The organism is Rhodanobacter soli, from assembly GCF_039523495.1.
Classification (GTDB): Bacteria; Pseudomonadota; Gammaproteobacteria; order Xanthomonadales; family Rhodanobacteraceae; genus Rhodanobacter; species Rhodanobacter soli.
Genome location: NZ_BAAAFK010000001.1, coordinates 1,448,092 through 1,472,624 on the forward strand (window position 1 = coordinate 1,448,092; position 24,533 = coordinate 1,472,624).

At 66.4% G+C, this 24,533-nt stretch carries 25 protein-coding genes; 9 read left to right on the plus strand and 16 right to left on the minus strand.

The annotated features are described in order from the left end of the window. The first annotated feature begins 64 nt into the window (after positions 1–64). On the plus strand, positions 65–694 hold the full coding sequence (hisIE, locus tag ABD024_RS06555) for a bifunctional phosphoribosyl-AMP cyclohydrolase/phosphoribosyl-ATP diphosphatase HisIE (protein ID WP_343850857.1): 630 nt from the start codon (positions 65–67) through the stop codon (positions 692–694). Between the two features lie 6 nt (positions 695–700). Here the strand turns inward: hisIE and ABD024_RS06560 are convergent, their stop codons facing one another. From ABD024_RS06560 to ABD024_RS06575, 4 genes are read right to left on the minus strand one after another with little or no spacing between them, the layout of a single operon-like run. Further along, positions 701–1,711, minus strand: coding sequence for a C13 family peptidase (locus ABD024_RS06560; RefSeq protein WP_343850859.1), 1,011 nt, complete (start codon positions 1,709–1,711; stop codon positions 701–703). Between the two features lie 20 nt (positions 1,712–1,731). After that, on the minus strand, positions 1,732–2,418 hold the full coding sequence (gene mtnC, locus ABD024_RS06565; RefSeq protein ID WP_343850861.1) for an acireductone synthase: 687 nt from the start codon (positions 2,416–2,418) through the stop codon (positions 1,732–1,734). 59 nt (positions 2,419–2,477) lie between these two features. Beyond that, positions 2,478–3,035 (minus strand): 1,2-dihydroxy-3-keto-5-methylthiopentene dioxygenase, encoded by a 558-nt coding sequence (locus ABD024_RS06570; RefSeq protein WP_343850863.1) that lies wholly within the window; start codon positions 3,033–3,035, stop codon positions 2,478–2,480. Then, entirely contained in the window at positions 3,032–3,682 is a 651-nt protein-coding gene (locus ABD024_RS06575) for a methylthioribulose 1-phosphate dehydratase (protein ID WP_343850865.1), read from the minus strand. Before ABD024_RS06575 ends, ABD024_RS06570 begins: the two co-directional genes overlap by 4 nt. A 165-nt stretch (positions 3,683–3,847) precedes the next feature. On the opposite strand from ABD024_RS06575, the gene ABD024_RS06580 reads away from it, so the two are divergent. Next, positions 3,848–4,180: a high-potential iron-sulfur protein gene (locus ABD024_RS06580; RefSeq protein WP_343850867.1), complete on the plus strand. Its 333-nt coding sequence runs from the start codon at positions 3,848–3,850 to the stop codon at positions 4,178–4,180. A 409-nt stretch (positions 4,181–4,589) separates the two neighbouring features. On the opposite strand, the gene ABD024_RS06585 is transcribed toward ABD024_RS06580, so the two are convergent. Both ABD024_RS06585 and ABD024_RS06590 read right to left on the minus strand, forming a co-directional pair. Further along, positions 4,590–6,068: an amino acid permease gene (locus ABD024_RS06585; RefSeq protein ID WP_343850869.1), complete on the minus strand. Its 1,479-nt coding sequence runs from the start codon at positions 6,066–6,068 to the stop codon at positions 4,590–4,592. A gap of 91 nt (positions 6,069–6,159) precedes the next feature. Then, a complete protein-coding gene (locus ABD024_RS06590; RefSeq protein ID WP_343850871.1) occupies positions 6,160–7,689 on the minus strand; it encodes an amino acid permease in 1,530 nt (509 codons plus the stop codon). Between the two features lie 169 nt (positions 7,690–7,858). Between ABD024_RS06590 and ABD024_RS06595 the strand changes: the two genes are divergently transcribed. After that, complete coding sequence (locus ABD024_RS06595) at positions 7,859–8,407, plus strand: NUDIX hydrolase (protein ID WP_343850873.1); 549 nt, start codon at positions 7,859–7,861, stop codon at positions 8,405–8,407. Positions 8,408–8,467: 60 nt separating this feature from the next. Here the strand turns inward: ABD024_RS06595 and ABD024_RS06600 are convergent, their stop codons facing one another. The 4 genes from ABD024_RS06600 to msrA form a co-directional block, all read right to left on the minus strand. Further along, positions 8,468–8,989, minus strand: a complete 522-nt coding sequence (locus tag ABD024_RS06600) for a 3-hydroxyanthranilate 3,4-dioxygenase (RefSeq protein WP_343850875.1) — start codon at positions 8,987–8,989, stop codon at positions 8,468–8,470. A 68-nt stretch (positions 8,990–9,057) separates the two neighbouring features. After that, a complete protein-coding gene (parE, locus tag ABD024_RS06605) occupies positions 9,058–10,947 on the minus strand; it encodes a DNA topoisomerase IV subunit B (RefSeq protein ID WP_343850877.1) in 1,890 nt (629 codons plus the stop codon). A 75-nt stretch (positions 10,948–11,022) separates the two neighbouring features. Further along, complete coding sequence (locus tag ABD024_RS06610; protein ID WP_343850879.1) at positions 11,023–12,870, minus strand: ABC transporter ATP-binding protein; 1,848 nt, start codon at positions 12,868–12,870, stop codon at positions 11,023–11,025. Between the two features lie 99 nt (positions 12,871–12,969). Further along, positions 12,970–13,674: a peptide-methionine (S)-S-oxide reductase MsrA gene (gene msrA, locus ABD024_RS06615; RefSeq protein ID WP_343850881.1), complete on the minus strand. Its 705-nt coding sequence runs from the start codon at positions 13,672–13,674 to the stop codon at positions 12,970–12,972. A gap of 129 nt (positions 13,675–13,803) precedes the next feature. Between msrA and ABD024_RS06620 the strand changes: the two genes are divergently transcribed. Continuing rightward, positions 13,804–14,619 (plus strand): arylamine N-acetyltransferase family protein, encoded by an 816-nt coding sequence (locus tag ABD024_RS06620; protein ID WP_343850883.1) that lies wholly within the window; start codon positions 13,804–13,806, stop codon positions 14,617–14,619. Here ABD024_RS06620 and ABD024_RS06625 read toward each other — a convergent pair. From ABD024_RS06625 to ABD024_RS06635, 3 genes are read right to left on the minus strand one after another with little or no spacing between them, the layout of a single operon-like run. Next, the gene (locus ABD024_RS06625; protein WP_343850885.1) at positions 14,616–14,843 is read right to left on the minus strand and encodes an RNA-binding S4 domain-containing protein; all 228 of its coding nucleotides are present in this window, start codon (positions 14,841–14,843) and stop codon (positions 14,616–14,618) included. The genes ABD024_RS06620 and ABD024_RS06625 overlap by 4 nt on opposite strands. A gap of 31 nt (positions 14,844–14,874) precedes the next feature. Beyond that, entirely contained in the window at positions 14,875–15,318 is a 444-nt protein-coding gene (locus ABD024_RS06630; protein ID WP_343850887.1) for a barstar family protein, read from the minus strand. Further along, positions 15,315–15,728, minus strand: a complete 414-nt coding sequence (locus tag ABD024_RS06635; protein WP_343850889.1) for a guanyl-specific ribonuclease — start codon at positions 15,726–15,728, stop codon at positions 15,315–15,317. Before ABD024_RS06635 ends, ABD024_RS06630 begins: the two co-directional genes overlap by 4 nt. A gap of 167 nt (positions 15,729–15,895) precedes the next feature. On the opposite strand from ABD024_RS06635, the gene ABD024_RS06640 reads away from it, so the two are divergent. Beyond that, positions 15,896–16,264 (plus strand): VOC family protein, encoded by a 369-nt coding sequence (locus ABD024_RS06640; RefSeq protein ID WP_343850891.1) that lies wholly within the window; start codon positions 15,896–15,898, stop codon positions 16,262–16,264. A gap of 138 nt (positions 16,265–16,402) precedes the next feature. Further along, positions 16,403–17,962, plus strand: a complete 1,560-nt coding sequence (locus ABD024_RS06645) for a POT-type proton-dependent oligopeptide transporter (protein WP_343850893.1) — start codon at positions 16,403–16,405, stop codon at positions 17,960–17,962. Here the strand turns inward: ABD024_RS06645 and ABD024_RS06650 are convergent, their stop codons facing one another. Together ABD024_RS06650 and ABD024_RS06655 are read right to left on the minus strand one after the other, a co-directional pair. Beyond that, positions 17,963–18,796, minus strand: a complete 834-nt coding sequence (locus tag ABD024_RS06650) for a DUF72 domain-containing protein (RefSeq protein ID WP_343850895.1) — start codon at positions 18,794–18,796, stop codon at positions 17,963–17,965. After that, complete coding sequence (locus ABD024_RS06655) at positions 18,793–19,587, minus strand: phosphatase PAP2 family protein (RefSeq protein WP_343850897.1); 795 nt, start codon at positions 19,585–19,587, stop codon at positions 18,793–18,795. Before ABD024_RS06655 ends, ABD024_RS06650 begins: the two co-directional genes overlap by 4 nt. 137 nt (positions 19,588–19,724) lie before the next feature. Between ABD024_RS06655 and ABD024_RS06660 the strand changes: the two genes are divergently transcribed. The 3 genes from ABD024_RS06660 (at position 19,725) to ABD024_RS06670 (ending at position 24,071) form a co-directional block, all read left to right on the plus strand. Beyond that, on the plus strand, positions 19,725–21,404 hold the full coding sequence (locus tag ABD024_RS06660) for a serine hydrolase (RefSeq protein ID WP_343850899.1): 1,680 nt from the start codon (positions 19,725–19,727) through the stop codon (positions 21,402–21,404). A gap of 59 nt (positions 21,405–21,463) precedes the next feature. Further along, positions 21,464–23,104, plus strand: a complete 1,641-nt coding sequence (locus tag ABD024_RS06665) for an alpha/beta hydrolase (protein WP_343850901.1) — start codon at positions 21,464–21,466, stop codon at positions 23,102–23,104. A gap of 79 nt (positions 23,105–23,183) precedes the next feature. Next, positions 23,184–24,071 (plus strand): AraC family transcriptional regulator, encoded by an 888-nt coding sequence (locus ABD024_RS06670; protein ID WP_343850903.1) that lies wholly within the window; start codon positions 23,184–23,186, stop codon positions 24,069–24,071. 10 nt (positions 24,072–24,081) lie between these two features. On the opposite strand, the gene ABD024_RS06675 is transcribed toward ABD024_RS06670, so the two are convergent. Further along, on the minus strand, positions 24,082–24,510 hold the full coding sequence (locus ABD024_RS06675; protein ID WP_343850905.1) for a VOC family protein: 429 nt from the start codon (positions 24,508–24,510) through the stop codon (positions 24,082–24,084). Between the last annotated feature and the right edge of the window lie 23 nt (positions 24,511–24,533).

Consider the following 24,533-nt stretch of genomic DNA (forward strand, 5'->3'; position numbering starts at 1 on the left):
TGACGCGAGTTACGCTCAGTGCGAACGGAAGTTGGCTCAATTGCACTGCCAATCAGGAACAACGATGAACAACGATTCCAGTACCGATGTCAGCCGCCTCGACTGGGCCAAGGGCGACGGCCTGCTGCCGGCGATCGTGCAGCACTGGCTGAGCGGCGAGGTGCTGATGCTCGGCTACATGAACGCCGAGGCGCTGGCGCAGACCCAGGCCAGCGGTCGCGTGACGTTCTATAGCCGCAGCAAGCAGCGGTTGTGGACCAAGGGCGAGAGCTCCGGCCACGTGCTGGCGCTGAAGTCGGTCCGCATCGACTGCGACGCCGATACCTTGCTGGTCCAGGCCGAGCCGCATGGCCCGACTTGCCACCTCGGCACGTCCAGCTGTTTCGGCGAGACCGTGCGGCCACCGCTGGGTTTCCTCGCCGAGCTCGACGCGCTGGTTGCGCAGCGCCATGCCGAGCGGCCGGCAGGCAGTTACACCACCAGACTGTTCGAAGGCGGCATGCGCCGGATCGCGCAGAAAGTGGGCGAAGAAGGTGTCGAGACGGCGTTGGCCGCGGTAGTGCAGGACGATGCCGAACTGCTCGGCGAGGCGGCGGACCTGGTCTTCCATCTCACCGTGGCGCTGCGCGCGCGTAGGCTCGGCTTGGCCGATGTTGCCCGCGTGCTGGCCGACAGGCATGCGGGGCGTGGCTGAGTCGATTTACTGTGGGGTGGCGACGGAGGCGCTGCCGGCCGGTGTCGCTGGTTTGAATGGCAGCGTCGGCCCTGGGGTGACCCCCCTGCGCCACAAGGCGAGCTGCGCGGCGATGCCGCTGCCGATGTCGATCTGCGGTTCCGATGGCGTCAGCTTGTCCCGTTTCTCCCACTGGCTGATCTCGCCGCTGGCTTGCCTGAAGGCGTCGATGAAATTGTCGGTATGGTTCAGTGCATCGACCAGCCAGGCTTTGCCGAAATAGGTGATGTCCGAATCGCTGCCGCAGCCGAATGAACTGCGGTCGGCGCGGGCGGCGGTGAGCACCAGGGTGCCGGGGCCGCGCAGCGGCGGCACGAAGCCGCCGGAATAGCAGGCGTTGACCACCACCACCTTCCACTTGAACGGGTGCATCGCCAGGATGCCGGCCAGGTCGCTGGCGCCGAGCTGATCCAGCGGCAGCGGGTCCATGTCGACCAGCAGGCTGTGGTCCTCGCTGCCGTGGCTGGTGAGGTACAGCAGCAGGATGTCCTGGTCCGGCTGCATCACCTTGCCCAGGCCTTCGAGCGCGGTTTCCAGGTTGCTCCAGCTGGCCAGCGGCCGGCTGGTCAGGCTGGCCGGGTTGTTCTCCAGCACCAGGCTGTGGGTGGTGGCGCCGAAGCGCTGCGCGAACAGCTGCGCGGCGTATGCGGCTTCATTGCGGAACACGTCCTCGCTGCCGTCACCGGCGAAGACGAGCAGGTACAGGTTGGGTTTGCCGGGTATGCGCGGACTGAGCTCCGCTAGTGCGTCGCGCATCATCCGCGGCTGCGCGTACAACACCTGTTCCGGGGTTGGTGCGTGGCCAGGCCAGCTGTCGACATCGGCATCGCTGTCCAGCGCGGCGTCCGGGTCTACGCTGGCGGATGCCGCAGGCGCGGGATGACCGACGAGCGATGGCATCACCGGCGGGCCAGGCCACCACGTCGCCAGCAGCACCCCGGCGGCGAACGCAAGCAGGACGGTCAGGGCGTTACGCATGGCGGGCTCGCGCGGCGGGTTCAGGGCGTGATCGCGTCGAAGTCGCGATAGACAGGGTGGCGCGGCGATTCGGGCAGGTCCTGCGGCGCACGCACCAGCCAGCCGGTGTGGAAGCCAGCGGCCCGCGCGGCGTCGAGTTCCTCCACGATGTCGGAGAGGAACAGCAGGTGCCGGGGTTCCTCGCCGATCGCTTCGGCGATGCGCCGGTAGGATTCGGTTTCGCGCTTCGGGCCGGTTTCGGTATCGAAGTAGCCGGCAAACAGCGCACTCAGGTCGCCTGCCTCGCTATGGTGGAAGAACAGCTGCTGCGCCGGCACCGAGCCGGAAGAGTAGACGTACAGCCGCAACCCGTCGGCGCGCCAGTCGCGCAGTCGCGCGGCGACTTCCGGATAGATGTGGGCGCGGTAGTCGCCGGCCTCGTAGCCATCCTTCCAGATCATGCCCTGCAGCGCCTTCAGCGCGGTGGACTTGCGATCCTGGTCGATCCACTGCAGCAGCAGTTCGATGATGTCCTGCCGGCGGGCTTCCGCCAGCCCGGCTTCCATGGCTGCCTCGTGCAGCCAGTGCTGCACCTCGGGCTTGGTGCTGTGGGTTTCGACGAAGGCCGGCAGCCGCTTGCGCGCGTACGGAAACAGCACGTCGCGGACGAAGTCGATCGAACTGGTGGTGCCTTCGATGTCGGTGACGATGGCGCGGATTTCGATCATGGCAGCGGCGGCGTAGGTGGGCAGGCCAGCATAAACGAACGGTGCGTCGGCGGCCGTTATCAGCCCGGCTGGTGCGGCTGCATCCGCGGGAACTGCTGCGAGATGTCGTCGCCGGTGAAGTTGGCCACCCAGCCTTCCTTGTTGGTGAACAGCCGGATCGCCACGAAATAGGGTGATTCGCTCATGTCGAACCAGTGGCGGGTACCGTCCGGCACGCCGATCAGGTCGCCCTGTTCGCACAGCACGTCGTAGACCTTGCCGCCGATGTGCAGGGTGAACTGGCCGGCGCCGGCGACGAAGAAACGCACTTCGTCCTCGCTGTGGGTGTGTTCGCTGAGGAATTTCTGGCGCAGCACGGCGCGGTCGGGGTGATCGGGGGCGAGGCTGATCACGTCGACAGCCTGGTAACCCTTTTCGCCCATCAGCCGGTCGATGTCGCCGCGATAGGCCGCGATCACCTCGTCCTGGCTGGCGCCCGGCGCGATCGGCTGGCTGGCATCCCACTGTTCGAAGCGGACGCCGACCTTGCCCAGCTCGGCGGCAATCGTGGCGTGCTCGTCGATCACCGCCAGCGGCGATTGCGGCCGGGTTTCGTCGAAGATGCGCAATCGGCTCATGATGCCCTCAGCTTTTTCAGGTCAAGTTCGCAGTCGAGCAGGAACTCCAGCGCTTCCAGATGGCGCTGGGTTTCGGCCATGTCGCGGCCCCAGGTGTAGATGCCGTGGCCATCGATCAGGTAGGCGTGCAGCGGCTTGCCCGCGTCCAGCCAGGCATCGACCCGGGCCACCAGTTCGGGCATGTGCTGGGTGTTCGGGAACACCGGGATCTCCAGCACGCTCTCGTGGGTGTGGTAGCCGGTGATTGCCTTCTGCAGCTCCCAGCCCTGCAGGCGCACGGCACCATCGGCGGCAAACAGCCGCGACGCCACGCTTTGCGTGCGCGAGTGGGTGTGCAATACCGCATTCATCTCCGGCCAGCGCCGGTAGACCTGGGTGTGCAGTGCCGTCTCGGCGCTGGGGCGGGCATCGGTGCCGACGGCATTCCCGTCCAGGTCGATCAGCATGATGTCGTCACGGCCGAGCCTCCCCTTGTGCCGGCCGGAGATGGTGATTGCCGCGTGGTCGGCATCGACCCGCATCGAGAAGTTGCTGCTGGTCGCCGGTGTCCAGCCGAGCACGGACAGCTCGCGGGCGGCGTCGGCAATGGCGTCGGCGCGCTGCTCGAACAGACTGGCGGGGATCGTGGCTGGAAGGGCCTGGCTCATGCGGTTTGGACGTCCAAATGAGCACAGACTATAACATGCACCCGGCGCTTTCCTGGCTGGAATGAGAGCCATTCTCGCAAGTCAGGAAAAGTTCGGGCGGTGGGCGTAGCATCGGCATGAGTCCGACGCGGGGTGCGCCGGACAGATCCCGACGGAGGCTTGCCCATGTCGAAAGAACAAGATATCGAATCGCGTCGCCGATTCCTCAAAGTGGCTGCCGGCACCACGGCGGCAGCGGTGGTATTCGGTGGCTTGCCGCGCTTTGCGCGTGCGGCGGACCTGCCGCCGGTGAGCGAGTCGGACCCGACCGCGAAGGCATTGGGCTACGTGGAAGATGCCAGCAAGACCACCAACGCCAAGTACAAGGCCGGCGACGACTGCACGAACTGCCAGTTCTATACCGGCGGTGCTACCGGTCGCGGGTCGTGTCAGCTGTTCCCCGGCAAATCGGTGAACGCGAAAGGCTGGTGCGTGTCGCACACGCCGAAGAAGGCCTGATCGCCTCCCGATCACACTGAGAATTCCGCCATGCAAAAGGCCGGCTGATCGCCGGCCTTTTTGTTTTCGCTGACTGGGAGCGGGGCGGAAAGGGCGGTGCGCGGACAAAAGTGCGGCCCGGACACATCAGGTTGAGGAGCTTACCCACCTGACACGCCGAGCCGCGATCCGGGGCCCACTGCCAAGTGATCAACCCGCGGACTGAGGATGATACTCCCGAGTTCGGCGAAAGGGCGACCGGCCCCTCGATTTCTCTTGAAAAGTTCTCGTTAAATAGTGTAAAAACAATAACTTGTCGTCAAATTTGTAAGATTTACCGCGAATTTTACCATTTTACGACGATAGGCGTAGTTCGCCGACAAAAAGCGAAAATGGCTGGTTTTTACCGACATTCACCGAAATTGATGGATCAGGGTTTCGGGGTGTCGGCCATGGTGCGGCGCAGGTGGCTATGGCGGTTGCCGTAACCGAAATAGATCACCAGCCCGAGGATGGTCCAGGCGACCATCAGCGACCAGTTGTACCAGGCCATCGTGGACAGCAGGGCAAGACAGCTGAGGATGCCGAGCGTGCAGATCACCGGTGCGAACGGCACGCGGAAGGTGCGTGGCAGCTCCGGCCGGGTATGCCGAAGGATCCACACGCCGGCGCATACCGCCATGAATGCGATCAGCGTCCCCATCGACACCAGGTCGCCCAGCACGTCCAGCGGGAAGATTGCCGCGAGCAGCGCGATGCCGGCGCCGGTGATCAACGTGTTCAGGTGCGGTGTGCGGTAGCGCGGGTGGATTCGCGTGAATACCTTCGGCAGCATGCCGTCGCGGCCCATGATCATGAAGATGCGCGGCTGCGCGATGATCATCACCAGCACCACCGACGACAGCCCCAGCAGTGCGCCGACCTCCACCAGCCAGCGCAGCCATTCCAGTTGCGGGTGCCCGTGCAAGGCAGTCACCACCGGCTCGTTGGTACCGAGCAGGGTGTACGAGCTGAGGCCGGTCATCACGGCGGCCATCGCGATGTACAGCACGGTGCAGATCGCCAGCGAGGCGAGGATGCCGATCGGCAGGTCGCGTTGCGGGTTGCGTGATTCCTGCGCCGCCACCGAAGTGGCCTCGAAGCCGATGTAGGCGAAGAACACCATCGCCGCCCCGCGCAGCACGCCGCCCCAACCGTATTTGTATTGGCCTTGCGACTCGGGCACGAACGGGGTCCAGTTGGACGGGTCGACGTAACGCCAGCCAACCACGATCACCAGGGTGATCAGGCCGACCTTGAGCGCCACCATTACCGCGTTCGCCAAGCTCGACTCGCGGATGCCCACGTAGCAGATCCAGGTCAGCAACAGGATGAGTACCACCGCCGGCAGGTTGAACAACGCGCCGGTGGCGACCAGTTCGTGGTCGGCGGTGAAAGCCAGCGGCGCATTGGTCAGCGCCGCGGGCAGACTGAGATCCATGTTGAACGTGGTACCGATGTGCTCGAGCAGGCTGAGGAAATAGCCGGTCCAGCTCACCGCCACCGCGGAGGCGGACACGCCGTATTCCAGCACCAGGTTCCAGCCGATGAACCACGCCATCAGCTCGCCGAGCGTCGCGTAGGCATAAGAATAGGCGCTGCCGGACACCGGGATCAGGGTGGCGAACTCGGCATAGCACAGCGCAGTGAACGTGCTGCAGATCGCGGCCAGGATGAACGACAGGATCACCGCCGGGCCGGCATGGTCGGCTGCTGCCTGGCCGGTAATCACGAAGATGCCGCCGCCGATCACTGCGCCGATACCCAACGCGGTCAACCCCCATGGACCGAGCGTGCGACGCAGGGTGGGGCCGTGGGTATCGTCGGGTTCGTTGAAATCGGTCTTGCGGGCGAGCAACTGCTTGAGCATGGGCGGTCGTCTTTGGAAGCGGCGGTGTTCGGTTCTGTTTGGGGGCGTCGCAAACACAGCGGCCGGCGTTGTTGGCGCCGGCCGCCGGGTGTCAATGCATGCCCTGTCGCAACTTGCTGTGGCGGTAGCCGTAGAAGGCGTAGATCAGGAAACCGATGGCGATCCAGCCGACCATCAACGGCCAGCGCACCTGGAAGGCCTGCCAGAACAGGAACAGGCAGGCGAGCGCGCCCAGCGGGCAGACGAGCCACGGCAGCGGAACGCGGAACGCGCGCGGGAGATCCGGGCGGGTGCGGCGCAATACCAGCACGCCGATGCACACGGTGGCGAAGGCCAGCAAGGTGCCCATCGAGACCAGGTCGCCGAGCACATCCACTGGGAACAGACCCGCCAGCACGGCAGCGATTGCGCCGACGATGATGGTGCCGATGTACGGCGTGCGGTGCTTCGAATGCAGCTTGCCCAGTGCCTTGGGCATCAGGCCATCACGCGACATCGAATAGAAGATGCGCGGCTGGCCCATCAGCATCACCAGCACCACCGAGCTCAGGCCTGCCAGTGCGGCGAAGACCACCAGGATCTTCAGCGTGCCCAGGAGGTAGCTGGCGCCGCTGCCCGCGGTAACCGTGCCGAGCACGTAGTTGATCGCGGTGGCCACCGGCTCCGGCGTATTGAGCATGCGGAACGGCGTGGTGCCAGTCATCACGGCTGCCATCGCCACATACAGCACGGTACAGATCAGCAGCGAACCGAGGATGCCGATCGGCATGTCGCGCTGGGGATTCTTCGCTTCGCCAGCGGCGGTGGAAACCGCGTCGAAACCGATATAGGCGAAGAACACCAGGGTGGCGCCGCGGTAGATGCCGCTCCAGCCGAACTTCGAACCGCCCTCGTTCGCCGGGATGAATGGATGCCACAGGTCGGCGTTGATGTAATTGAACATGACGATCAGGAACAACACGATCACGGTGACCTTGATGGCCACGATGATCGCGTTGACGGTTGCCGACTGGGTGATGCCGAGATAGCACAGCCAGCTGATCGCACCGACGATCAGGATCGCCGGCAGGTTGATCAGCGCGCCGGTGAACACCAGTGCGTGGCCGCCTTCGGCAAACGTGAGTGGGGCCGAGGAGAGCGCCGCCGGCAGGTTGAAATTCAATCCCGACATGGAACTGAGCATGCGCAGCATTTCGCCGAAGTACCCCGACCACGCCACCGCGACGGTCGATGCCGCGAACAGGTATTCGAGCACCAGGGCCCAGCCGACGAACCAGGCAACCACTTCGCCGAGGGTTGCGTAGGAATACGAATAAGCGCTGCCGGACACCGGCAGCATCGCGGCGAACTCGGCGTAGCACATGCCAGCCAGTCCGCAGGCGACGGCAGCAATCAGGAAGCTGATGATCAGCGCGGGGCCGGCAAACTGGGCGGCGGCGGTGCCGGTGATGGCGAAAATGCCCGCGCCGATCACGGCACCGATACCGAGCATGACCAGATGCCGCGCGGTCAGCACGCGCTTGAGGGTTACCTCGCCCTCCGGGCCACCCTCGACTGGTTCGCCCGCGTCCACACGAGGCATTGCCTCAATGCTGTGAGTGGCAAATAGACCCTTTATCATCTAGCTCCCCTTCGGTGATGTCGCCCGTCGTCCGCTCTGTGGCGGTTGACGCAGGTACGGGCAAGGCAATGGCGGGCCAACATAGCCCAGCATCCGAGGTAGTACAAGTTTCGTTCCAGTCGCGCAAAAAGCTGCCGCGATGAGCTTTCAACCACTCCAGCGGATGTCCATGCAACAACCCACCATCTTCATGATCCGTGCGCTCCAGCGCTACTGTGACCAATGGCAGGGGGAGTCGGCGGTGGTCGCGCAGTTCGACGCATTCCTGCATACGCAGGCGGATGTTTTCTCGCGCAGCAACCGCAGTGGACACTTCACCGGTTCGTCGTGGCTGGTCAGTGCGGACGGTACGCGCGTGCTCTTGATGCACCATCGCAAACTGGGCCGCTGGCTGCAGCCAGGGGGGCACGCCGACGGTGATCCGGAGCTGGCGCGGGTCGCATTGCGCGAAGCGCAGGAGGAAACCGGCGTGGCCGGGCTGCATGTCGAAGGCGACATTTTCGATATCGATCGACATCGCATTCCTGCACGAGGGGATGAGCCGGAGCATTGGCACTACGACGTGCGTTACGTGGTGCGTGCGGGTGCCGACGAACGCTTTGCGGTGAACCAGGAGTCGCGCGCACTGGCGTGGCGATCGGTGGCTGACGTGGCTGCTGACGACAGCCTGGATGCCTCGTTGCGACGCATGGCGCGCAAGTGGCTGGCGAACGCGTAAGGCGCGCATTGCCCGCGGACGTTCGATGCGTTGGCGCAGAAGCGGCGGGCAGTGTGCGTCCTATGCGTATTTCGCCGGGGCCGGGTTGAGGTGGCCGCAGGCGTCGCAGGTGCGCGCTTCGCGCGAGCCGTAGAAGCGCTCGAACACCGGCGGAAAATCGCGCTCGATGCTGTCGAGCACGAAGTACTCCTGGTACAGCTTGTGGTTGCACCGTTCGCAGAACCACATCAGGCCGTCTTTTTCGCCGGCGACGCGGCGGCGCTCGATCACCAGCCCGATGGAGCCGGCGGCACGGTTCGGCGAATGCGGCACGCGTGGTGGCAGGTAGAAGATTTCGCCGGCGCGCAACGGGATGTCCTGAGCCATGCCGTCGACCTGCACTTTCAACGTGATCTCGCCCTCGAGTTGATAGAAAAACTCGGGGCCTTCGTCATAGTGATAGTCGGTGCGTGCGTTCGGGCCGCCCACGATCATGATGATGAAGTCGCCGTCGACGATGCACTTGTTGCCCACCGGCGGCTTCAGCAGGTGACGGTGCTCGTCGATCCAGCGCTCGAGATTGATGGGCGGCAGCAAGGCCATGGCGGTGGTTCCTGGAGAAGTAACGAACACCTTAGCGCCGCCGTGGCGGCAAAAAAAGTCGCGACGGCTCAGACCTCCAGCGTCGCCAGGTCGCCCTTTTCCTCCAGCCAGGCCTTGCGGTCGCCGGCGCGTTTCTTGGCCAGCAGCATGTCCATCAGCCTGGCGGTGCCATCGTCGTCGCCGACGGTCAGCTGTACGAGTCGGCGCGTGTCCGGGTGGATCGTCGATTCGCGCAATTGCGGCGGGTTCATCTCGCCCAGGCCCTTGAAGCGGGTGGTGCTGACCGCGCCTTTCATCTTCTCGCGCTCGACCCGCTGCAGCATCGCTTCCTTCTCGCTTTCGTCGAGGCAGTAGAACACCTGCTTGCCGACGTCGACGCGAAACAGCGGCGGCATTGCGACGAACACGTGGCCCTCGCTGACCAGCCGCGGGAAATGGCGCAGGAACAGTGCGGCCAGCAAGGTGGCGATGTGCAGGCCGTCGGAGTCGGCGTCGGCGAGGATGATCACCTTGCCGTAGCGCAGGCTGGACAGGTCGTCCTTGCCCGGGTCGCAGCCGATCGCCACGGCCAGGTTGTGCACTTCTTCCGAGGCCAGCACCGAGGTCGATTCGACTTCCCAGGTGTTGAGGATCTTGCCGCGCAGCGGCAGGATCGCCTGGAACTCCTTGTCGCGCGCCTGCTTGGCGCTGCCGCCGGCGGAGTCGCCCTCGACCAGGAACAGTTCGGTGCGGCTGAGGTCGGTGGCGGTGCAGTCGGCCAGCTTGCCTGGCAGTTGCGGGCCCTGGGTGATCTTCTTGCGGACGATCTGCTTGGCGGCTTTCAGCCGCGCACTGGCGCGCTCGATCGCCAGCTGGGCAATGCGCTCGCCCATCTCCACATTCTGGTTCAGCCACAGGCTGAAAGCGTCGTGGATGACGTTCTCGACCATCCCGGCGGTCTGCCGGGAGGACAGCCGCTCCTTGGTCTGGCCGGCGAACTGCGGATCCTGCAGCCGCGTCGACAGCACGAACGACAGCCGCTCCCATACGTCTTCCGGCGCCAGCTTCACGCCGCGCGGCAGCAGGTTGCGGATGTCGCAGAACTCGCGGATCGCGGTGGTCAGGCCGGTGCGCAGGCCGTTGACGTGGGTGCCGCCCTGCGCGGTGGGGATCAGGTTGACGTAGCTCTCCTGCACCAGCTCGCCTTCCGGCAGCCAGGCCAGCGCCACTTCCAGGCCTTCGACGTCGCGCGCCATGTGGTGCACGAACAGCTCGTTCGGCAACGCTTCGGTGCCGTCGAGTTCGCCGCGCAGGTAGTCGTGCAGGCCGTCCACGTAATGCCACTCGATGACTTCGCCACTGGCTTCGTCGGTGAGCTTCACGTTGAGACCGGCGCACAGCACGGCCTTGGCACGCAGCAGATGCTTGAGCTTGCCCAGCGAGATCTTCGGCGAGTCGAAATACTTCGCTTCCGGCCAGAACTTCAGCGTGGTACCGCTGCGCCGTTTCGGCACCGTACCGATGACTTCCAGCTCGCTGACCTTGTCGCCGTGCTCGAACACCATCCGGTATTCGGAACCGTCGCGGCGGATCGTCACCTCCACCCGGTCGGAGAGCGCATTGACCACCGATACGCCGACGCCGTGCAGGCCACCGGAGAAGTTGTAGTTCTTGCCGTTGAACTTACCGCCGGCGTGCAGCCGGGTCATGATCAGTTCGACGCCGGAAACGCCTTCCTCGGGGTGGATGTCCACCGGCATGCCGCGGCCGTCGTCGCTCACTTCCACCGAGCCGTCGTCGTGCAGCACCACCTCGATCGTCTTCGCGTGACCGGCCAGCGCCTCGTCCACCGAGTTGTCCACCACCTCCTGCACCAGATGGTTCGGGCGGGTGGTGTCGGTATACATGCCGGGGCGGCGTTTGACCGGATCCAGGCCGGAGAGGACTTCGATGTCGGCGGCGTTGTAGCGACTGCTCATGCGTGTGTTTCGATCCGGTAAAGACGACAAAGCATGGGGCGCGCAGGCGGGCAGGGTCAAGCCGGCCAGGGTCGATCAGCGATAACCTTGCGCCTGCAGCGAGAACAAGTGGGCGTAGTGGCCGGCCAGCGCCATCAGCTGTTCGTGGCTGCCGTGTTCCACGATGCGGCCGTCCTGGATCACGATGATCTGGTCGGCCATGCGCACGGTGGAGAAGCGGTGCGAGATCAGGATCGCGATGCGGTTGCCGGCCAGTTCGCGGAAGTGTTCGAAGATGGTCGCCTCGGCGGCGGCGTCCATCGCCGCGGTAGGCTCGTCCAGCACCAGGATGTCGGCGCGCGAACGCATGAACGCACGCGCCAGCGCGATCTTCTGCCACTGCCCGCCGGACAGCTCGCGGCCATCGCGGAACCATTTGCCGAGCTGGGTCTCGAAGCCGGCCGGCAGGCTGTCGATGAAGTCGCTGGCCATGCCCTTGTCGCTGGCCTCGCGCCAGCGGGCTTCGTCCTCGAAGTGGCTGACGTCGCCGGCGCCGACGTTTTCGCCCACGCGCATCTGGTAGCGCGCGAAGTCCTGGAAGATCACGCCGATGCGTTGCAGCAGGGTGCTTTCGTCCCAGTCGCGCAAGTCGGTGCCGTCGAGCAGGATGCGGCCGCTGTCCGGCGCATACAGTCGCGTCAGCAGCTTGATCAGGGTGGTCTTGCCGGAGCCGTTCTGGCCGACCAGGGCCAGCGATTCGCCGGGGCGGATGTGCAGGTTGATGTCGTGCAGCGTGGGCTCGCTCGCGCCGGGGTAGGTGAAACCGACATGCTCGAAGCGGATGCCGTCATCGGGCCTTGCGCCGCGTTGCGCGACACCCAGCGAAGGCGGCACCGGGGTTTCCAGGTATTCGTAGAGGGTGGACAGGTACAGGTTGTCCTCGTACATGCCGCCGATCGCCGACAACATCGCCGACACCGCCGCCTGGCCCTGGCGGAACAGCATCAGGTACATCGTCATCTGGCCCAGCGTGATGCGCGCGACCACCGTGCTGGCGGCGATCCACGCGTACGCGCCGTACAGCGTGAGCGTGCCGAGCAGGCCCAGCCCGAAGCCCCAGCTCTCGCGGCGCACGGTGAGGTCGCGGTCGTCGCTGTAGAGCTTGTCGAAGATGTCGCGGTAGCGGCCCAGCAGCAGCGGGCCGAGGCCGAACAGCTTCACTTCCTTGGCATGGTCCTCGCGCGCCAGCACGGTTTCCAGGTACAGCTGCATGCGCGTTTCCGGCGAGCGCCAGCGGAACAGCCGGAACGCGTCGCCGGAGAACTTCGTCTCGGCAAAGAACGATGGCAGGCCGGCCAGCAGCAGAACGGCCACCGCCCAGGGCGAGAACTGGAACAGCAGGCTGCCGTAGCTGACCAGCGAGATCGCGTTCTGGCCCAGCCCGAACGTGCGCGTCACCAGCGACAGCGGCCGGCTCGATGCCTCGCGGCGGGCGCGGGTGAGCTTGTCGTAGAACTCCGAATCCTCGAAGTGCGCCAGCTGCAGGGTGAGCGCCTTCTCCAGGATCATCACGTTGACGCGCTGCCCCAGTTGCGCACGCAGCAGCGACTGGCACATCGACAGTCCGCGCTGCGCGCCGGCCAATGCCGCCACCAGCACGCCTTCCAGTGCCACCCATTCGAATACCGGCCGCAAGAAGGCATGGCCACTGGCGGTCCATGACCGGCTGGCGTTGACCACCGCGTCGACGATGTGCGCACCGACGTACGCCACGCCGGCCGGCAGCAGGCCGGCGACCAGGGTCAGCAGCGCCAGCGCGATGGTCAGCGGCCGGCTGGTACTCCACACCAGTTCCAGCGCCCGCCCGCTGTAGCGGAACACGCCCAGGAAGCTGCGCGTGAGCCCGGTCGATTCGGCAGGTTCGGGGGAATGGTGGGGCGGCACGGGGGAAGTCGTCAGGTCGTCGGCGCCGTTCGCGCGGAACTCCCGAGATGGGGGCCGCGCCGCTTCACGCAAGACGGGAGGCGCGCCGCCTCGCGCCAGTCAGTGCAGCTGAACTTCCACGACCTGCCGGTCCGGCTGGTACAGCGCCGGGAACAGCCGCTTCAGCTGCGCCACCTTCGGCGCGTCGTTGATGACGATGTACGGGTTGCCGGGATGTTCGCTGAAGTAATGCTGGTGGTACGCCTCGGCGGGATAGAACGCCTGCAGCGGCACCACCTGGGTCACGATCGGCGCCGGGAAGGATTTGGCCGCGGTCAGTTGCGCGATGTAGCTGCTGGCGATCCGCTGCTGCTCGGCGTTGCCGTAGAAGATCACCGAGCGGTACTGCGTGCCGCTGTCCGGGCCTTGCCGGTTGAGTTCCGTCGGGTCGAGCGCAACCGAGAAGAACACCTGCAGCAGCGTGCCGTAGCTGACCTCGGCTGGGTCGTAGTGCACCTGCACCGATTCGGCGTGGCCGGTATCGCCCTCGCTGACCTCGTCGTAGTGCGCCGTGTCGGCGTTGCCGCCGGAGTAGCCGGCGATCACCTGGTGCACGCCCTTGACGTGTTCGAACACCGCCTCGATGCCCCAGAAGCAGCCGCCCGCCAGCACCGCGACCTGCTCGCCGTGGGCGGTGGTTTTCGTCGCATCGACGGTCGGTGCCGGGAGCGCGTCGCTGCGGGCGGACACCGGCTGGCACGCGCTCATGCCCAGCATCAGCAGGGCGACCAGCGGGATGACATGGAGTGGGCTGCGATGGATCATGTTGCGCCTCGCCGGAATGGCCATAAGGTGGCCCGTACCTGTTCTTCGTCGGGCCTGGGCCATGGGTTACCTTTACCGCGTCGGCCGGCCGGGTACCATCACCGGCGGTCGGTCTTCATGGAGTACGGGATGCACGGTTCCATCGATCTGGACGCCTATCTGCGGCGCGTCGGCTGGCATGGCGGTGTTGCTGCCGACAAACCCACCTTGCGTGGTCTGGCGGTGGCGCATGTGGCCGCGATCCCGTTCGAGAACCTCAACCCGCTGCTCGGCCTGCCGGTCGAACTGGATACGCCGGCGCTGGAACGCAAACTGGTGCACGACGGCCGCGGCGGCTACTGCTTCGAGCAGAACCTGCTGTTCGCCGCGGTGTTGCGGACGATCGGTTTCGAGGTGTCAGGGTTGATCGCGCGCGTGCTGTGGCAGCACCCGGAAGATGCCGTCACCGCGCAGACCCACATGTTGCTGCGCGTCGATCTGGATGGCGGAAGCTGGCTGGCAGACGTCGGCTTCGGCAACCAGGTGCTGACCGGCGCGTTGCGGCTGCAGGCCGACGTCGAACAGGCGACCGGCCACGAACCGTTCCGGCTGATCGTGCATGACGGCGACTGGCGCATGCAGTCGCTCGTGCACGGGCAATGGTTGTCGCTGTACCGCTTCGACCTGCGGCCCAGTCAGATGGTCGACTACGTGGTGGCCAACCATTACGTATCCACGCATCCGGCGTCGCGCTTCCCGAGCAACCTGATCGCGGCGCGCACCACCGCCGATCGACGCATGAGTCTGCTCAACCATGAGTACACCGTGCGCCGGCTCGGTCGCGAACCCGAGCGGCACAGCTTGCGCGACAGCGCCGCGATACGGCGCGTGCTGGAAGAAGAATTCCTGTTGCGCCTGCCCGTGCACGTCGACCTCGATCGGCGGCTGGACAGCCTGCCGGGTTAGGCCTGCGGATCGGCCAACACGTGGATTTCCACGTCGTCGATGCCGACCACCTGGCCTGCGTGGATCTTGCAGGTCTTGCGCAGCTCCATGGCGCCGTCGACGCGCACCGCGCCGCTGGCCACGATCGCCTTGCCGGCGCCGCCGCTGTCGCACAGGCCGACCAGCTTCAACAGCATGTTGAGCTCGACGTAGTCGCCTTCCAGTTCAAAGTCGATGGTTTGCATGGTTTTCCAGGGTGAGGGGAACGGCCCGCTTTCAGGCGGACGGATGATGGTCGTCGAACGCGCTGTTGGGCAGCGCCAGGAACGCGAACCACGGCATGTCGTGATCGCTGCCGAAGGTGGCTGCATCATCGAGGATGCCGAGCAGGATGTCGTAGTCCGCTGCGGCGGACTGGCGCAGTTCGTCGGTGTGCTCGAACAGCAGCACGTAGCCCCAGGCGGGCATCCAGCCGAGATCGCGCAGGCAGTCGGCCAGGGCGTCCCAGTTGTGGCCGAACGTGGTCGGCAGCTGCAGCGACGCGGCGAGCCGGCGCAGCAGTTCGCCCTTGTCGCGGCAGCCGGCGAGGTCGGTGCGGCAGACGCACAGCTCGTCGCGGGCGGCGGCGCGCGCGAGCCGGTCGAGATCGTTGACGCCGACGAAGTACACCCCGCTCTGGGTGGGCTTGGTCAGGTCCAGGTCGAAACCGTGCGGACTCATCGGTCCACCTCGAAACGACGGAAGCTGCGGTAATGATCATCGGTGTAATACCAGATCACCGGCGGCGTGCCGCCGGTGATGATGCGCCGCGCGCCGCGGTTGCGCGCGCCGGGCGTCTCCACCGTGTACTCATGGTAATAGCCGCGCGGCTGCTGCGGCAGCAGGCCCTCGTAGTTGCCGAACACGCCGCCGTCCTGGCTGTGCTCGAACGGACCGCCGCGGGCGATCCGATCCAGCGTGGCATGTGCCTCTGCCGGCAGGAATCCCGGCAGGGTGCTGGCCGGTGCGGCGACGGTTGTGGCGGTGCGCTCCGGTGCCAGGGGGGAGGATGACGGCGGTGCGCGGTGGTTCCAGAACAAGGCTGCGCCGACCAGCAGCACGAGCCATGGCAGTGGTTTGAATCGACCCATGGAGTGAACCGTACCTGCTGCCCCGACGGGCGGATGGCGAAAGTGTAAAGCCTATCCGGGTGACTCCGTGCCGGATGCGCGGTGAGGCGATCTGTTGCCCGCTGCCGATGTCGCCTAACATGCTTCGCGGCAAACGATGTTCCCACTTTCGAATCCAGGAATTCCTCATGATTGGCTATGTCACCCTCGGTACCAACGATCTGCCGCGCACGGCGCTGTTCTACGACGCCTTGCTGGGCGAGCTCGGCGCGAAGCGGCTGATGGAAACGGACCGCTACATTTTCTGGGGCGTGTCGTTGCAGCAGCCGAGCGTTGCACTGATCAAGCCGTTCGATGGTCAGCCGGCCAGCGTCGGCAATGGCGGCATGGTGGCATTGGCGATGAACAGCCGCGACAAGGTCGATCGCCTGTATGCGAAGGCACTGGCACTGGGCGCCAGCGACGAGGGCGCACCGGGCGACCGCGGCGGCGGTTTTTACGCGGGCTATTTCCGCGACCCGGAAGGCCACAAGCTCAATGCGTTCTGCATCGGCTGACCCGGCACCGGCGGGGCCACCGTTGCGGCCTTCGCACAGGGAGGGGTTTCGCATTCGCAGGAAATTACGCACACTCGGGGATTGAGTGCCGGCATCGCAGCCTGCTGCATGCCGGTTCCGTGATCTTCAGGAGTGTGGATGAGTACCGCCACCGACACCGCGCCCCGCGGCGGGCGCCTGCCGCGGCAGATTGCCTACATCATCGGCAACGAGGGCTGCGAGCGTTTCTCGTTCTACGGGATGCGCAACATCCTCACCCCGTTCCTGATCACCACGCTGCTGCTGTACCTGCCCGAGGGGCAGCGCACGCTGGCGGCGAAGGACGTGTTCCACACCTTCGTGATCGGCGTGTACTTCTTCCCGTTGCTGGGCGGCTGGCTGGCCGACCGTTTCTTCGGCAAGTACAACACCGTGCTGTGGATGAGCCTGGTGTATTGCCTCGGGCATGCCTGCCTGGCGATCTTCGAGCACAACCGCCTCGGCTTCTTCACCGGCCTGGGCCTGATCGCGCTGGGTGCGGGCGGCATCAAGCCGCTGGTGGCGTCGTTCATGGGCGACCAGTTCGACCGGTCGAACAAGCACCTGGCGAAAATGGTGTTCGACGCGTTCTACTGGATCATCAACTTCGGCTCGTTCTTCGCCTCGCTGCTGATGCCGCTGTTCCTGCACCACTTCGGCGCGGCGGTGGCGTTCGGCATTCCCGGCGGCCTGATGTTCATCGCCACCGTGGTGTTCTGGCTGGGCCGCCGGCAGTACGTGATGCTGCCGCCGACGCCGCCGGACCCCAACGCATTCTCGCGGGTGCTGCGCACGGCGCTGCTGACCCATCGGCCCGGGCAGGCGCGGCCCGGTTTGTGGATCGCGGTCGCCGGTGTACTGGTGGCGCTGGGTGGCTTCAGCCTGATCGGCTCGCTTGGCTTCGTGATCATCGCCTGCCTCGCGCTGGTGGCGCTGATCGGTGGCGTCGGCGGCGGTGCCTGGCTGCAGATGGAGCGTGCCCGCGGCCTGCATCCGGACGCGGCGGTGGACGGCGCGCGCAACGTGCTGCGCGTGCTGGTGATCTTCGCGCTGACCACGCCGTTCTTCTCGCTGTTCGACCAGAAGGCCTCGACCTGGGTGGTGCAGGGGCACGAGATGACCATGCCGTCGTGGTTCCATTCCGCGCAGATGCAGGCGCTGAACCCGATGCTGGTGATGCTGCTGATCCCGTTCAACAACCTGGTGCTGTATCCGCTGCTGCGCCGCCTCGGCTATGAGCCCACCGCGCTGCGCCGAATGACCGCCGGCATCGCGTTCAGCGGCCTGGCCTGGATCGTGGTGGGCGGCCTGCAGGTGGTGATCGACGGCGGCGATCCGCTGTCGATCGTGTGGCAGGTGCTGCCATACGCGTTGCTGACGTTCGGCGAGGTGCTGGTCTCGGCGACCGGGCTGGAGTTTGCCTACAGCCAGGCGCCGGCGTCGATGAAGGGCGTGGTGATGAGTTTCTGGAACCTCACCACGACCATCGGCAACCTGTGGGTGCTGCTGGCCAACGCGGCGGTGCGCAATGAAACCGTCACGGGTTCCATTGCCAGCACGGGGCTCAGCGTCACCGCGTTCCAGATGTTCTTCTTCGCCGCGTTCGCGCTGCTCGCCGCACTGGCGTTCGGCCTGTATGCGCGGCGCTATCGCGAAGTGGACAACTATCGCTCCGGCTGATCAGGCCAGCGCATCCACGCGCGACTGCAGCGCCATCGCCGCGGCCGGGTTGCGGTGCTTGGCGGCGCTGATGAAGAACACGAACACGTCGCGCGACGGCCCTGGGGGTTGCAACGCGGCGGCGTGCGGCAGGTCGGCGATGTCGTTGCCTGCGGCCCAGGTGTGCGCGTGGCTGGCCCAGCGGTTTAGTTCGGCGGGCGTGTAGCCGGCGGGGTTGCCGTCCTCGCTGCGCATCAATCGTGCGTAGCTGAAGTCGCCGGTGAGGTCGGCCAGCGAGGGGTAGTCGGGCGAGTCGGTGAATACGGTGGGCACACGCTGCGTGCGCGCCAGTTCCACGTAGCGTTCGTCGAGGAAGCTGGAGTGGCGTACCTCCAGCACATGACGCAGCGGCTGGCCATTCAATTCACGCGGCAGCGCGTCGAGAAAGGCGGCGAGGTCGTCGGCATCGAACGGCCGCGACGGCGGCAACTGCCACAGGATCGGTCCCAGCCGGTCGCCCATCTCGGCCAGCCCGCCGTGCACGAAACCGCTGACGCCTTTGCTAGTGTCGGCCAGCCGCTTGCCCTCGGTGATGTAGCGTGGCGCCTTCAATGAAAAGATGAAGCCGGCCGGCGTCTCCGCCGCCCACTTCGCGTAGGTCGCCGGCTTCTGCGCACCGTAGAACGTGCCGTTGATCTCGATCGCGCGCAGCTGGCGGCTGGCGTATTCCAGCTCGCGCCGCTGCACCAGCTTGGCCGGGTAGAAGTTGTCGCGCCACGGCGCGTAGTTCCAGCCGCCGATGCCGACGCGGATGCGTGGACCGATCGGACTGGCGGGGGCAAAAAGGTCGTTCATGGTGTGGCGTCTCGTGCCGGGGTGCGCAGATGTTCGGCCATGCCGATGCACAGCACCAGCCATGCCGCGCCCGCGGCATAGCCGGCCATCACGTCGCTGAAATAATGCACCTGAAGCAGGATGCGGCTGATCCCGACCACGCCGACCAGCAGCACCGCGGCGGCGATCACCGCGCGATGAAATCGTTGCGGCAGCAGGCGCAGCAGCACGTAGGCGAGCATGCCGTAGAACACGATGGAGCCGAACGCGTGACCGCTGGGAAAACTCCAGCCGGGTTCGACGATGAAGCCGTGGTCGTGCAGCGGCCGCACCCGCTGGAACAGCGCCTTGAGGCCGCCGTTGATCGGCAGGATGCCGAGCAGGGCCACCACCCAGATGCCCGCCAGCTGCCAGTGCCGACGCAGCAGCAGGAGCAGCGCGATCACAGCCGCCGCGGGCGCCACCCACAGCAGGTCGCCGAGATGGGTGACTACCGCGATGCCGCGCAGTACCGGCAGCGGCACCTGCGCACGCAGGTTCTCGGCCAGGCCGGCGTCGAAGCGCACCAGTTCACCGGCTTGCTGTCCGGCAATCGCGGAGGCGATGGCGAGGAACAACAAGGCCAGCGCCAGCAGCAGGGTCAGCCCGACCTGCCAGCGCAGCGCGGTCGATGCACGGCCGCGCGCGAGCGCATGGCGCTGCCAGCGCGCGTTGTGCCGCCAGGCGAGGTCACCGGCCAGCAGGGCCAGCAACAGCAGCAGCGCCCACAGCCGCAGGGCATGGGCGGCGATCCATTCCACCATGGGGTCCATCACGTTCCTCGGTTCGACGTGGCCGCGCCGCGCGGCACGATGGCACCATGATCGGCGTTGCCGGTCATGACTTCCAGCGCTGGCCTTGCATCCGGTTTGCCGCGATAGTGGCGCGACTGTCACCCGCGGAGCCTTCGATGTCCCAGCGTCCCTTCTCCCTGCGCCTGGCGCTCTGCTGCGCGCTGCTCGTTCCCGCCACCGCCACGTGGGCGCAAGCCCCGGCTGCGAAGTCGCCGCCGCCAGTCTCCACCGGCGACTTCGCGCGGCCGCTGCTGCCGGCGCAGCTTGAGGATTTCGGTGTCTACGTGGACAGCGCGCGCAAGGCGTTCGACGTGCCGGGCGTCGCGGTGGCGATCGTCAAGGACGGCCACGTGGTGCTGGAGCAGGGCTTCGGCCTGCGCGAGATCGGCAAGCCGGACCCGGTGGACGCGCGCACCCTGTTCGCGATTGCCTCCAACACCAAGGCGTTCACCGCCGCCGCGCTGCAGCAGCTGGCCGGGCAAGGCAAGCTGAAGATGGACGACCGCGTGATCGACCACCTGCCGTGGTTCCGCATGTCCGACCCGTACGTGACGCACGAGATGCGCATCCGCGATTTGCTGGCGCATCGCAGCGGGCTGAGCCTTGGCGCCGGCGACCTGCTGTACTGGCCGCCGACGTCGTACAGCACGAAGGAAGTGGTCGAGCGGCTGGCCCACGTGCCGATCAAGAACGGCTTCCGCAGCGGTTACGCCTACGACAACATCCTGTTCGCGGTGGCCACCCTGGTGATCGAGCAGGCCTCCGGCCAGAGCTACGCCGACTATCTGCGCGAGCACCTGTTCAAGCCGGTGGGCATGGACGAGTCGCTGGTCGACATGACCGGGCTCAAGCCCGGCATGGACGTGGCCACCGGCCATGCCAAGGCCGACTTCAAGGACCTCAAGCCGGTGCCGCCGATGGCCTGGCTCAACGACCCCGGCGCCGGCGGCATCTATTCTAGCGTGCACGATCTGGCGAAGTGGATGAACGTGCAACTGGCCGGCGGCGTACTGCCCACGATGGGCACCGACGGCAAGCCAGCGCGGCTGTTCTCCGAGGACAGCCAGCGCGAGATGTGGAGCGTGCTGACCCCGATCAAGGTCGGCAAGCCGCCGATTCCCGAACTGGCGCCGCTGGTGCCGAACTTCTCCGGCTACGGCGAAAGCTGGTTCCTGTCCGACTACCTCGGCAGGAAGCTGGTCTGGCACACCGGCGGCTGGCCCGGCATGGTTTCGCGGGTGACTCTGGTGCCGGAGCTGAAGCTCGGTGTGGTGGTGCTGACCAATGCCGAATCCGGCGCCGCGTTCAACGCGGTGACCTATCGCGTGCTCGACGCGTACCTGAATCCGGAGCACAAGACCGACTGGGTCGCCGCGTACGACAAGGCGGTGAAGAAATCCGAGGCCAAGGCCGACGACAGCCTGGCCAAGCATGAGGCGGCGCGCGACAAGCGCAGCAAGCCCTCGCTGGCGCTGGCGAAGTACGCCGGCACCTACCGCGACCCCTGGTATGGCGACGTCATCGTCAGCCATGAGGGCGGCAAGTTGCGCCTGAGTTTCTCGAAGACCGCGCAGCTGGTCGGCACGATGACGCCGTGGCAGCACGACACCTTCACCGTGCGCTGGGACGACCGCACGCTCAACGCCGACGCTTTCGTCACCTTCAGCCTGGACGTGGACGGCCATGTCAGCGAAGTGCGCATGCAGCCGATCTCGCCGCTGACTGACTTCAGCTTCGATTTCCAGGACCTGCGCATGGTGCCGGTCGCAGACAAGCCGGATACCGACAAGCATTGAACGGGGCGGGGTCGATTACGGCCCCGGCCTTTCCATCGCCGTGATACTGGGGAATCGACATGCGTGACATGCATCGTGCAGTAGCGATCATGCTGGCCTGCGGCCTGTTCGCTGGCTTGTTCGCCGGCGTGGCCTTGGCGCGCACCGACGCGCCGGCGGCGCACAGCCAGTTCCATGTTCAACTGGGCAGCGCGCTGACCCAGCCGACCTCGGGTCGGCTGCTGCTGTTCGCCACCGACGCCAAGGCGGCCATCGCCGCGGCCAAGGACGGCAAGGTCGACGAGGTGGATGCGGATCCGTTCGGCGCCACCCAGGCCTCGGTGGCCGCGCGCGAAGTGAGCCGGCTGGTGCCGGGGCAGGGCGTGGACATCGACACCGATGCGCTGGCGTACCCGGCCGGCTGGTCGCAACTGCCGCCTGGCGACTACTTCGTGCAGGTCGTGCTCGACATCAACCACGACTACAACTACGGCGGGCGTGGTGCCGGCGACCTGGTCAGCGAAGTGGTGCGGATGCATCTTCCGGCCAGCACGACGCCGACCCTGCCATTGACCCGCACGTTGCCGACGCATGAGCCGTGGACGCTGTCGCCGTCGGCACCGGAGGCGATGCGCGCGGCGTTGCCGGAGGCGCGCCGCCATACCGAGTCGATCGACTTCATCAGCCCTGCGCTGAGCGCGTTCTGGGGTCGGCCGACCCCCATGCGCGGCTGGGTGCTGCTGCCGCCTGGCTATGACGCGAAGAAGCCGGAACGCTACCCGGTGGTGTACAGCACGCACGGTTTCGGCGGCAACGTCGACCGCTTCACCGGCAGCATCGCCGGTACCTGGGCGAACATGGCCAACGGGCAGATGCCGCCGATGATCTGGGTGTTCCTGGACGAGTCCAGCCCTACCGGCACGCACGAATTCGCCGACTCGGTGAACAACGGCCCGTGGGGCCACGCGCTGACCACCGAGCTGATCCCGCAACTGGAATCGCGTTACCGCATGGACGGCCGGCCGAACGGCCGCTTCCTCACTGGCCATTCCTCCGGCGGCTGGGCCACGCTGTGGCTGCAGACGCGCTATCCGAAAATCTTCGGCGGCACCTGGTCGACCTCGCCCGACTCCAGCGACTTCCACGATTTCACCGGCGTGGACCTGTACGCGCCGAACGCGAACGTGTATCGCCGGGCGGATGGTTCCGCCTACCCGCTGGTGCGCGACAAGGGCAAGGTGCTGGCCAGCTTCGAGGCGTTCGCGAAGCTCGAGCGTGTGCTGGGCGAGTACGGCGGCCAGATGGCCTCGTTCGACTGGGTGTTCTCGCCGCGCGGTGCGGATGGCCGGCCGATGCCGATGTTCGATCGCGACACCGGTGCGGTCGATCCGGCCGTGGTTGCCTACTGGCGCGAGCACTACGACATCGCCCATCTCGTGCAGACGAACTGGCCGCGGCTGAAGGCCGACCTGGACGGCAAGATCCACGTGGTCGTGGGCACCGCCGACACGTTCTATCTCGACGGCGCCTCGCACAAACTCAAGGCGGTGCTGGATGGTCTGGGCGCGAAGTCGGACTTCCGCTTCCTGCCGGGCAAGACCCACTTCGACCTGTACGCGCAGGGCGACGACCGTCAGGGGCTGCTCAAGCAGATGGCGTGGGAGATGTATGCGGTGGCGCGGCCGGACTCGGAACGGAAGCGGGCCGCGGCGGCGCCGTAATCCGACAACTGCGCAAGATCCGGACCGCCGGGCGCGGAGCGTTCACGCAGACTGCTTCCCGCCCCCACGGAGACTTGCCATGAAAAGCCGCACCCGCAACGACTACCTGCGCCGCATCGATCGTGTTGTCGCCCTGCTGCAGCAGGCGGTAGCGAACGATGCCGAACTGCCGGGCCTGGCCGAACTGGGCCAGGCCGCGCAGCTATCCCCGTTCCATTTCCATCGCGTGTACCGCGCGCTGACCGGCGAGACGATCGGCCGCACGGTGGCGCGGCTGCGCCTGCTGCGCGCCCTGCAGTTGCTGTCCGATCCGGCACGGGCGGTGACCGACGCCGCGCTGGCGGTCGGTTACGAAACGCCGCAGGCCTTCGCGCGGGCGTTTCGCCAGGCCCTCGACGCCAGTCCGAGCGAATTGCGCGCGCAGCCGGCACGCCTGGCCGGCGAACTCGCGCGGCTCAGCCGGGCACCCGTGGACGAGGCCGTGCCGACCTCACCACTGCAGGTCGAAGTGCTCTCGCTGGAGCCGTTCTCGCTGGTGGCCACGCGCAATACGGGCGATTTCGCCGACCTCGCGGTGGCCTACGAGGCGCTGTTCGGCTGGGCTGCGGAGCATGGTCTGATCGAGCACATCGCTGGCATCTACGGCGTGCCGCAGCAGGATCCTCGCGACACGCCTCCGGCCGAATGCGAGTTCGATTGCGCGCTGGCGTTCAGCGCTGAAGCCGTTGCCGGCGACGGTACCGTGCCGCTCACCCTGGGTGGCGGCCTGTGGGCCCGCCTGCGCCACGTGGGGCCCTATGCCGGACTGGAGCCGGCGACCGACGCACTGCTGACCGAGTGGCTGCCGCACAGCGGCTACGCACTGCGCGACGAGCCGCTGTTCCACCATTACCTCGACGATCCGGAACAGACCCCGGAAGCGGTGTTGCGCACGGATGTCTATCTGCCGGTGACGGCGTTGCCGTAGCCCGCCGGCGTCATTCGGGCTGCCACGGGTCGTAGCTGCCGAAGTACCACAGGTGGCCTTCCGGGTCGTGGCAGCTGTAGCCGGCGCCGCCGTAGTCCTTCTCGGCGTAGTCGTCGACGATCACCGCGCCGGCGGCTTTCGCCTGCTGGTAGTGCGACTTGCAGTTGCTGACGGTCACGCAGGCGCATTGCGTTTCGCGGCCGCCGATCTCGTCGGGCTGGGCGATGTGCCGGCCGAACTCGTTGTCGCGCACTTCGCCGAGCATGACCATGCCGCTGCCGAAGGTGAGCTGGGCGTGTTCCACGCCACCGTCCTCGTTCTCGTAGACGGCGTGCTTTTGGAAGCCGAACGCCTTGCACAGCCACTCGATCGCAGCGTGGGCGTCGCGGTAGCGCAGGCAGGGGATGATGGTGCTGCCATGGGGGTTGGGTGCAGGCATGACGGGACTCCATTGGCGGGGAC

Coding starts and splice junctions, on each gene's coding strand:
- hisIE (WP_343850857.1), top strand. CDS start 65: ATGAACAACGATTCCAGTACCGATGTCAGCCGCCTCGACTGGGCCAAG.
- ABD024_RS06560 (WP_343850859.1), bottom strand. CDS start 1,711: ATGCGTAACGCCCTGACCGTCCTGCTTGCGTTCGCCGCCGGGGTGCTG.
- mtnC (WP_343850861.1), bottom strand. CDS start 2,418: ATGATCGAAATCCGCGCCATCGTCACCGACATCGAAGGCACCACCAGT.
- ABD024_RS06570 (WP_343850863.1), bottom strand. CDS start 3,035: ATGAGCCGATTGCGCATCTTCGACGAAACCCGGCCGCAATCGCCGCTG.
- ABD024_RS06575 (WP_343850865.1), bottom strand. CDS start 3,682: ATGAGCCAGGCCCTTCCAGCCACGATCCCCGCCAGTCTGTTCGAGCAG.
- ABD024_RS06580 (WP_343850867.1), top strand. CDS start 3,848: ATGTCGAAAGAACAAGATATCGAATCGCGTCGCCGATTCCTCAAAGTG.
- ABD024_RS06585 (WP_343850869.1), bottom strand. CDS start 6,068: ATGCTCAAGCAGTTGCTCGCCCGCAAGACCGATTTCAACGAACCCGAC.
- ABD024_RS06590 (WP_343850871.1), bottom strand. CDS start 7,689: ATGATAAAGGGTCTATTTGCCACTCACAGCATTGAGGCAATGCCTCGT.
- ABD024_RS06595 (WP_343850873.1), top strand. CDS start 7,859: ATGCAACAACCCACCATCTTCATGATCCGTGCGCTCCAGCGCTACTGT.
- ABD024_RS06600 (WP_343850875.1), bottom strand. CDS start 8,989: ATGGCCTTGCTGCCGCCCATCAATCTCGAGCGCTGGATCGACGAGCAC.
- parE (WP_343850877.1), bottom strand. CDS start 10,947: ATGAGCAGTCGCTACAACGCCGCCGACATCGAAGTCCTCTCCGGCCTG.
- msrA (WP_343850881.1), bottom strand. CDS start 13,674: ATGATCCATCGCAGCCCACTCCATGTCATCCCGCTGGTCGCCCTGCTG.
- ABD024_RS06620 (WP_343850883.1), top strand. CDS start 13,804: ATGCACGGTTCCATCGATCTGGACGCCTATCTGCGGCGCGTCGGCTGG.
- ABD024_RS06625 (WP_343850885.1), bottom strand. CDS start 14,843: ATGCAAACCATCGACTTTGAACTGGAAGGCGACTACGTCGAGCTCAAC.
- ABD024_RS06630 (WP_343850887.1), bottom strand. CDS start 15,318: ATGAGTCCGCACGGTTTCGACCTGGACCTGACCAAGCCCACCCAGAGC.
- ABD024_RS06635 (WP_343850889.1), bottom strand. CDS start 15,728: ATGGGTCGATTCAAACCACTGCCATGGCTCGTGCTGCTGGTCGGCGCA.
- ABD024_RS06640 (WP_343850891.1), top strand. CDS start 15,896: ATGATTGGCTATGTCACCCTCGGTACCAACGATCTGCCGCGCACGGCG.
- ABD024_RS06645 (WP_343850893.1), top strand. CDS start 16,403: ATGAGTACCGCCACCGACACCGCGCCCCGCGGCGGGCGCCTGCCGCGG.
- ABD024_RS06650 (WP_343850895.1), bottom strand. CDS start 18,796: ATGAACGACCTTTTTGCCCCCGCCAGTCCGATCGGTCCACGCATCCGC.
- ABD024_RS06655 (WP_343850897.1), bottom strand. CDS start 19,587: ATGGACCCCATGGTGGAATGGATCGCCGCCCATGCCCTGCGGCTGTGG.
- ABD024_RS06660 (WP_343850899.1), top strand. CDS start 19,725: ATGTCCCAGCGTCCCTTCTCCCTGCGCCTGGCGCTCTGCTGCGCGCTG.
- ABD024_RS06665 (WP_343850901.1), top strand. CDS start 21,464: ATGCGTGACATGCATCGTGCAGTAGCGATCATGCTGGCCTGCGGCCTG.
- ABD024_RS06670 (WP_343850903.1), top strand. CDS start 23,184: ATGAAAAGCCGCACCCGCAACGACTACCTGCGCCGCATCGATCGTGTT.
- ABD024_RS06675 (WP_343850905.1), bottom strand. CDS start 24,510: ATGCCTGCACCCAACCCCCATGGCAGCACCATCATCCCCTGCCTGCGC.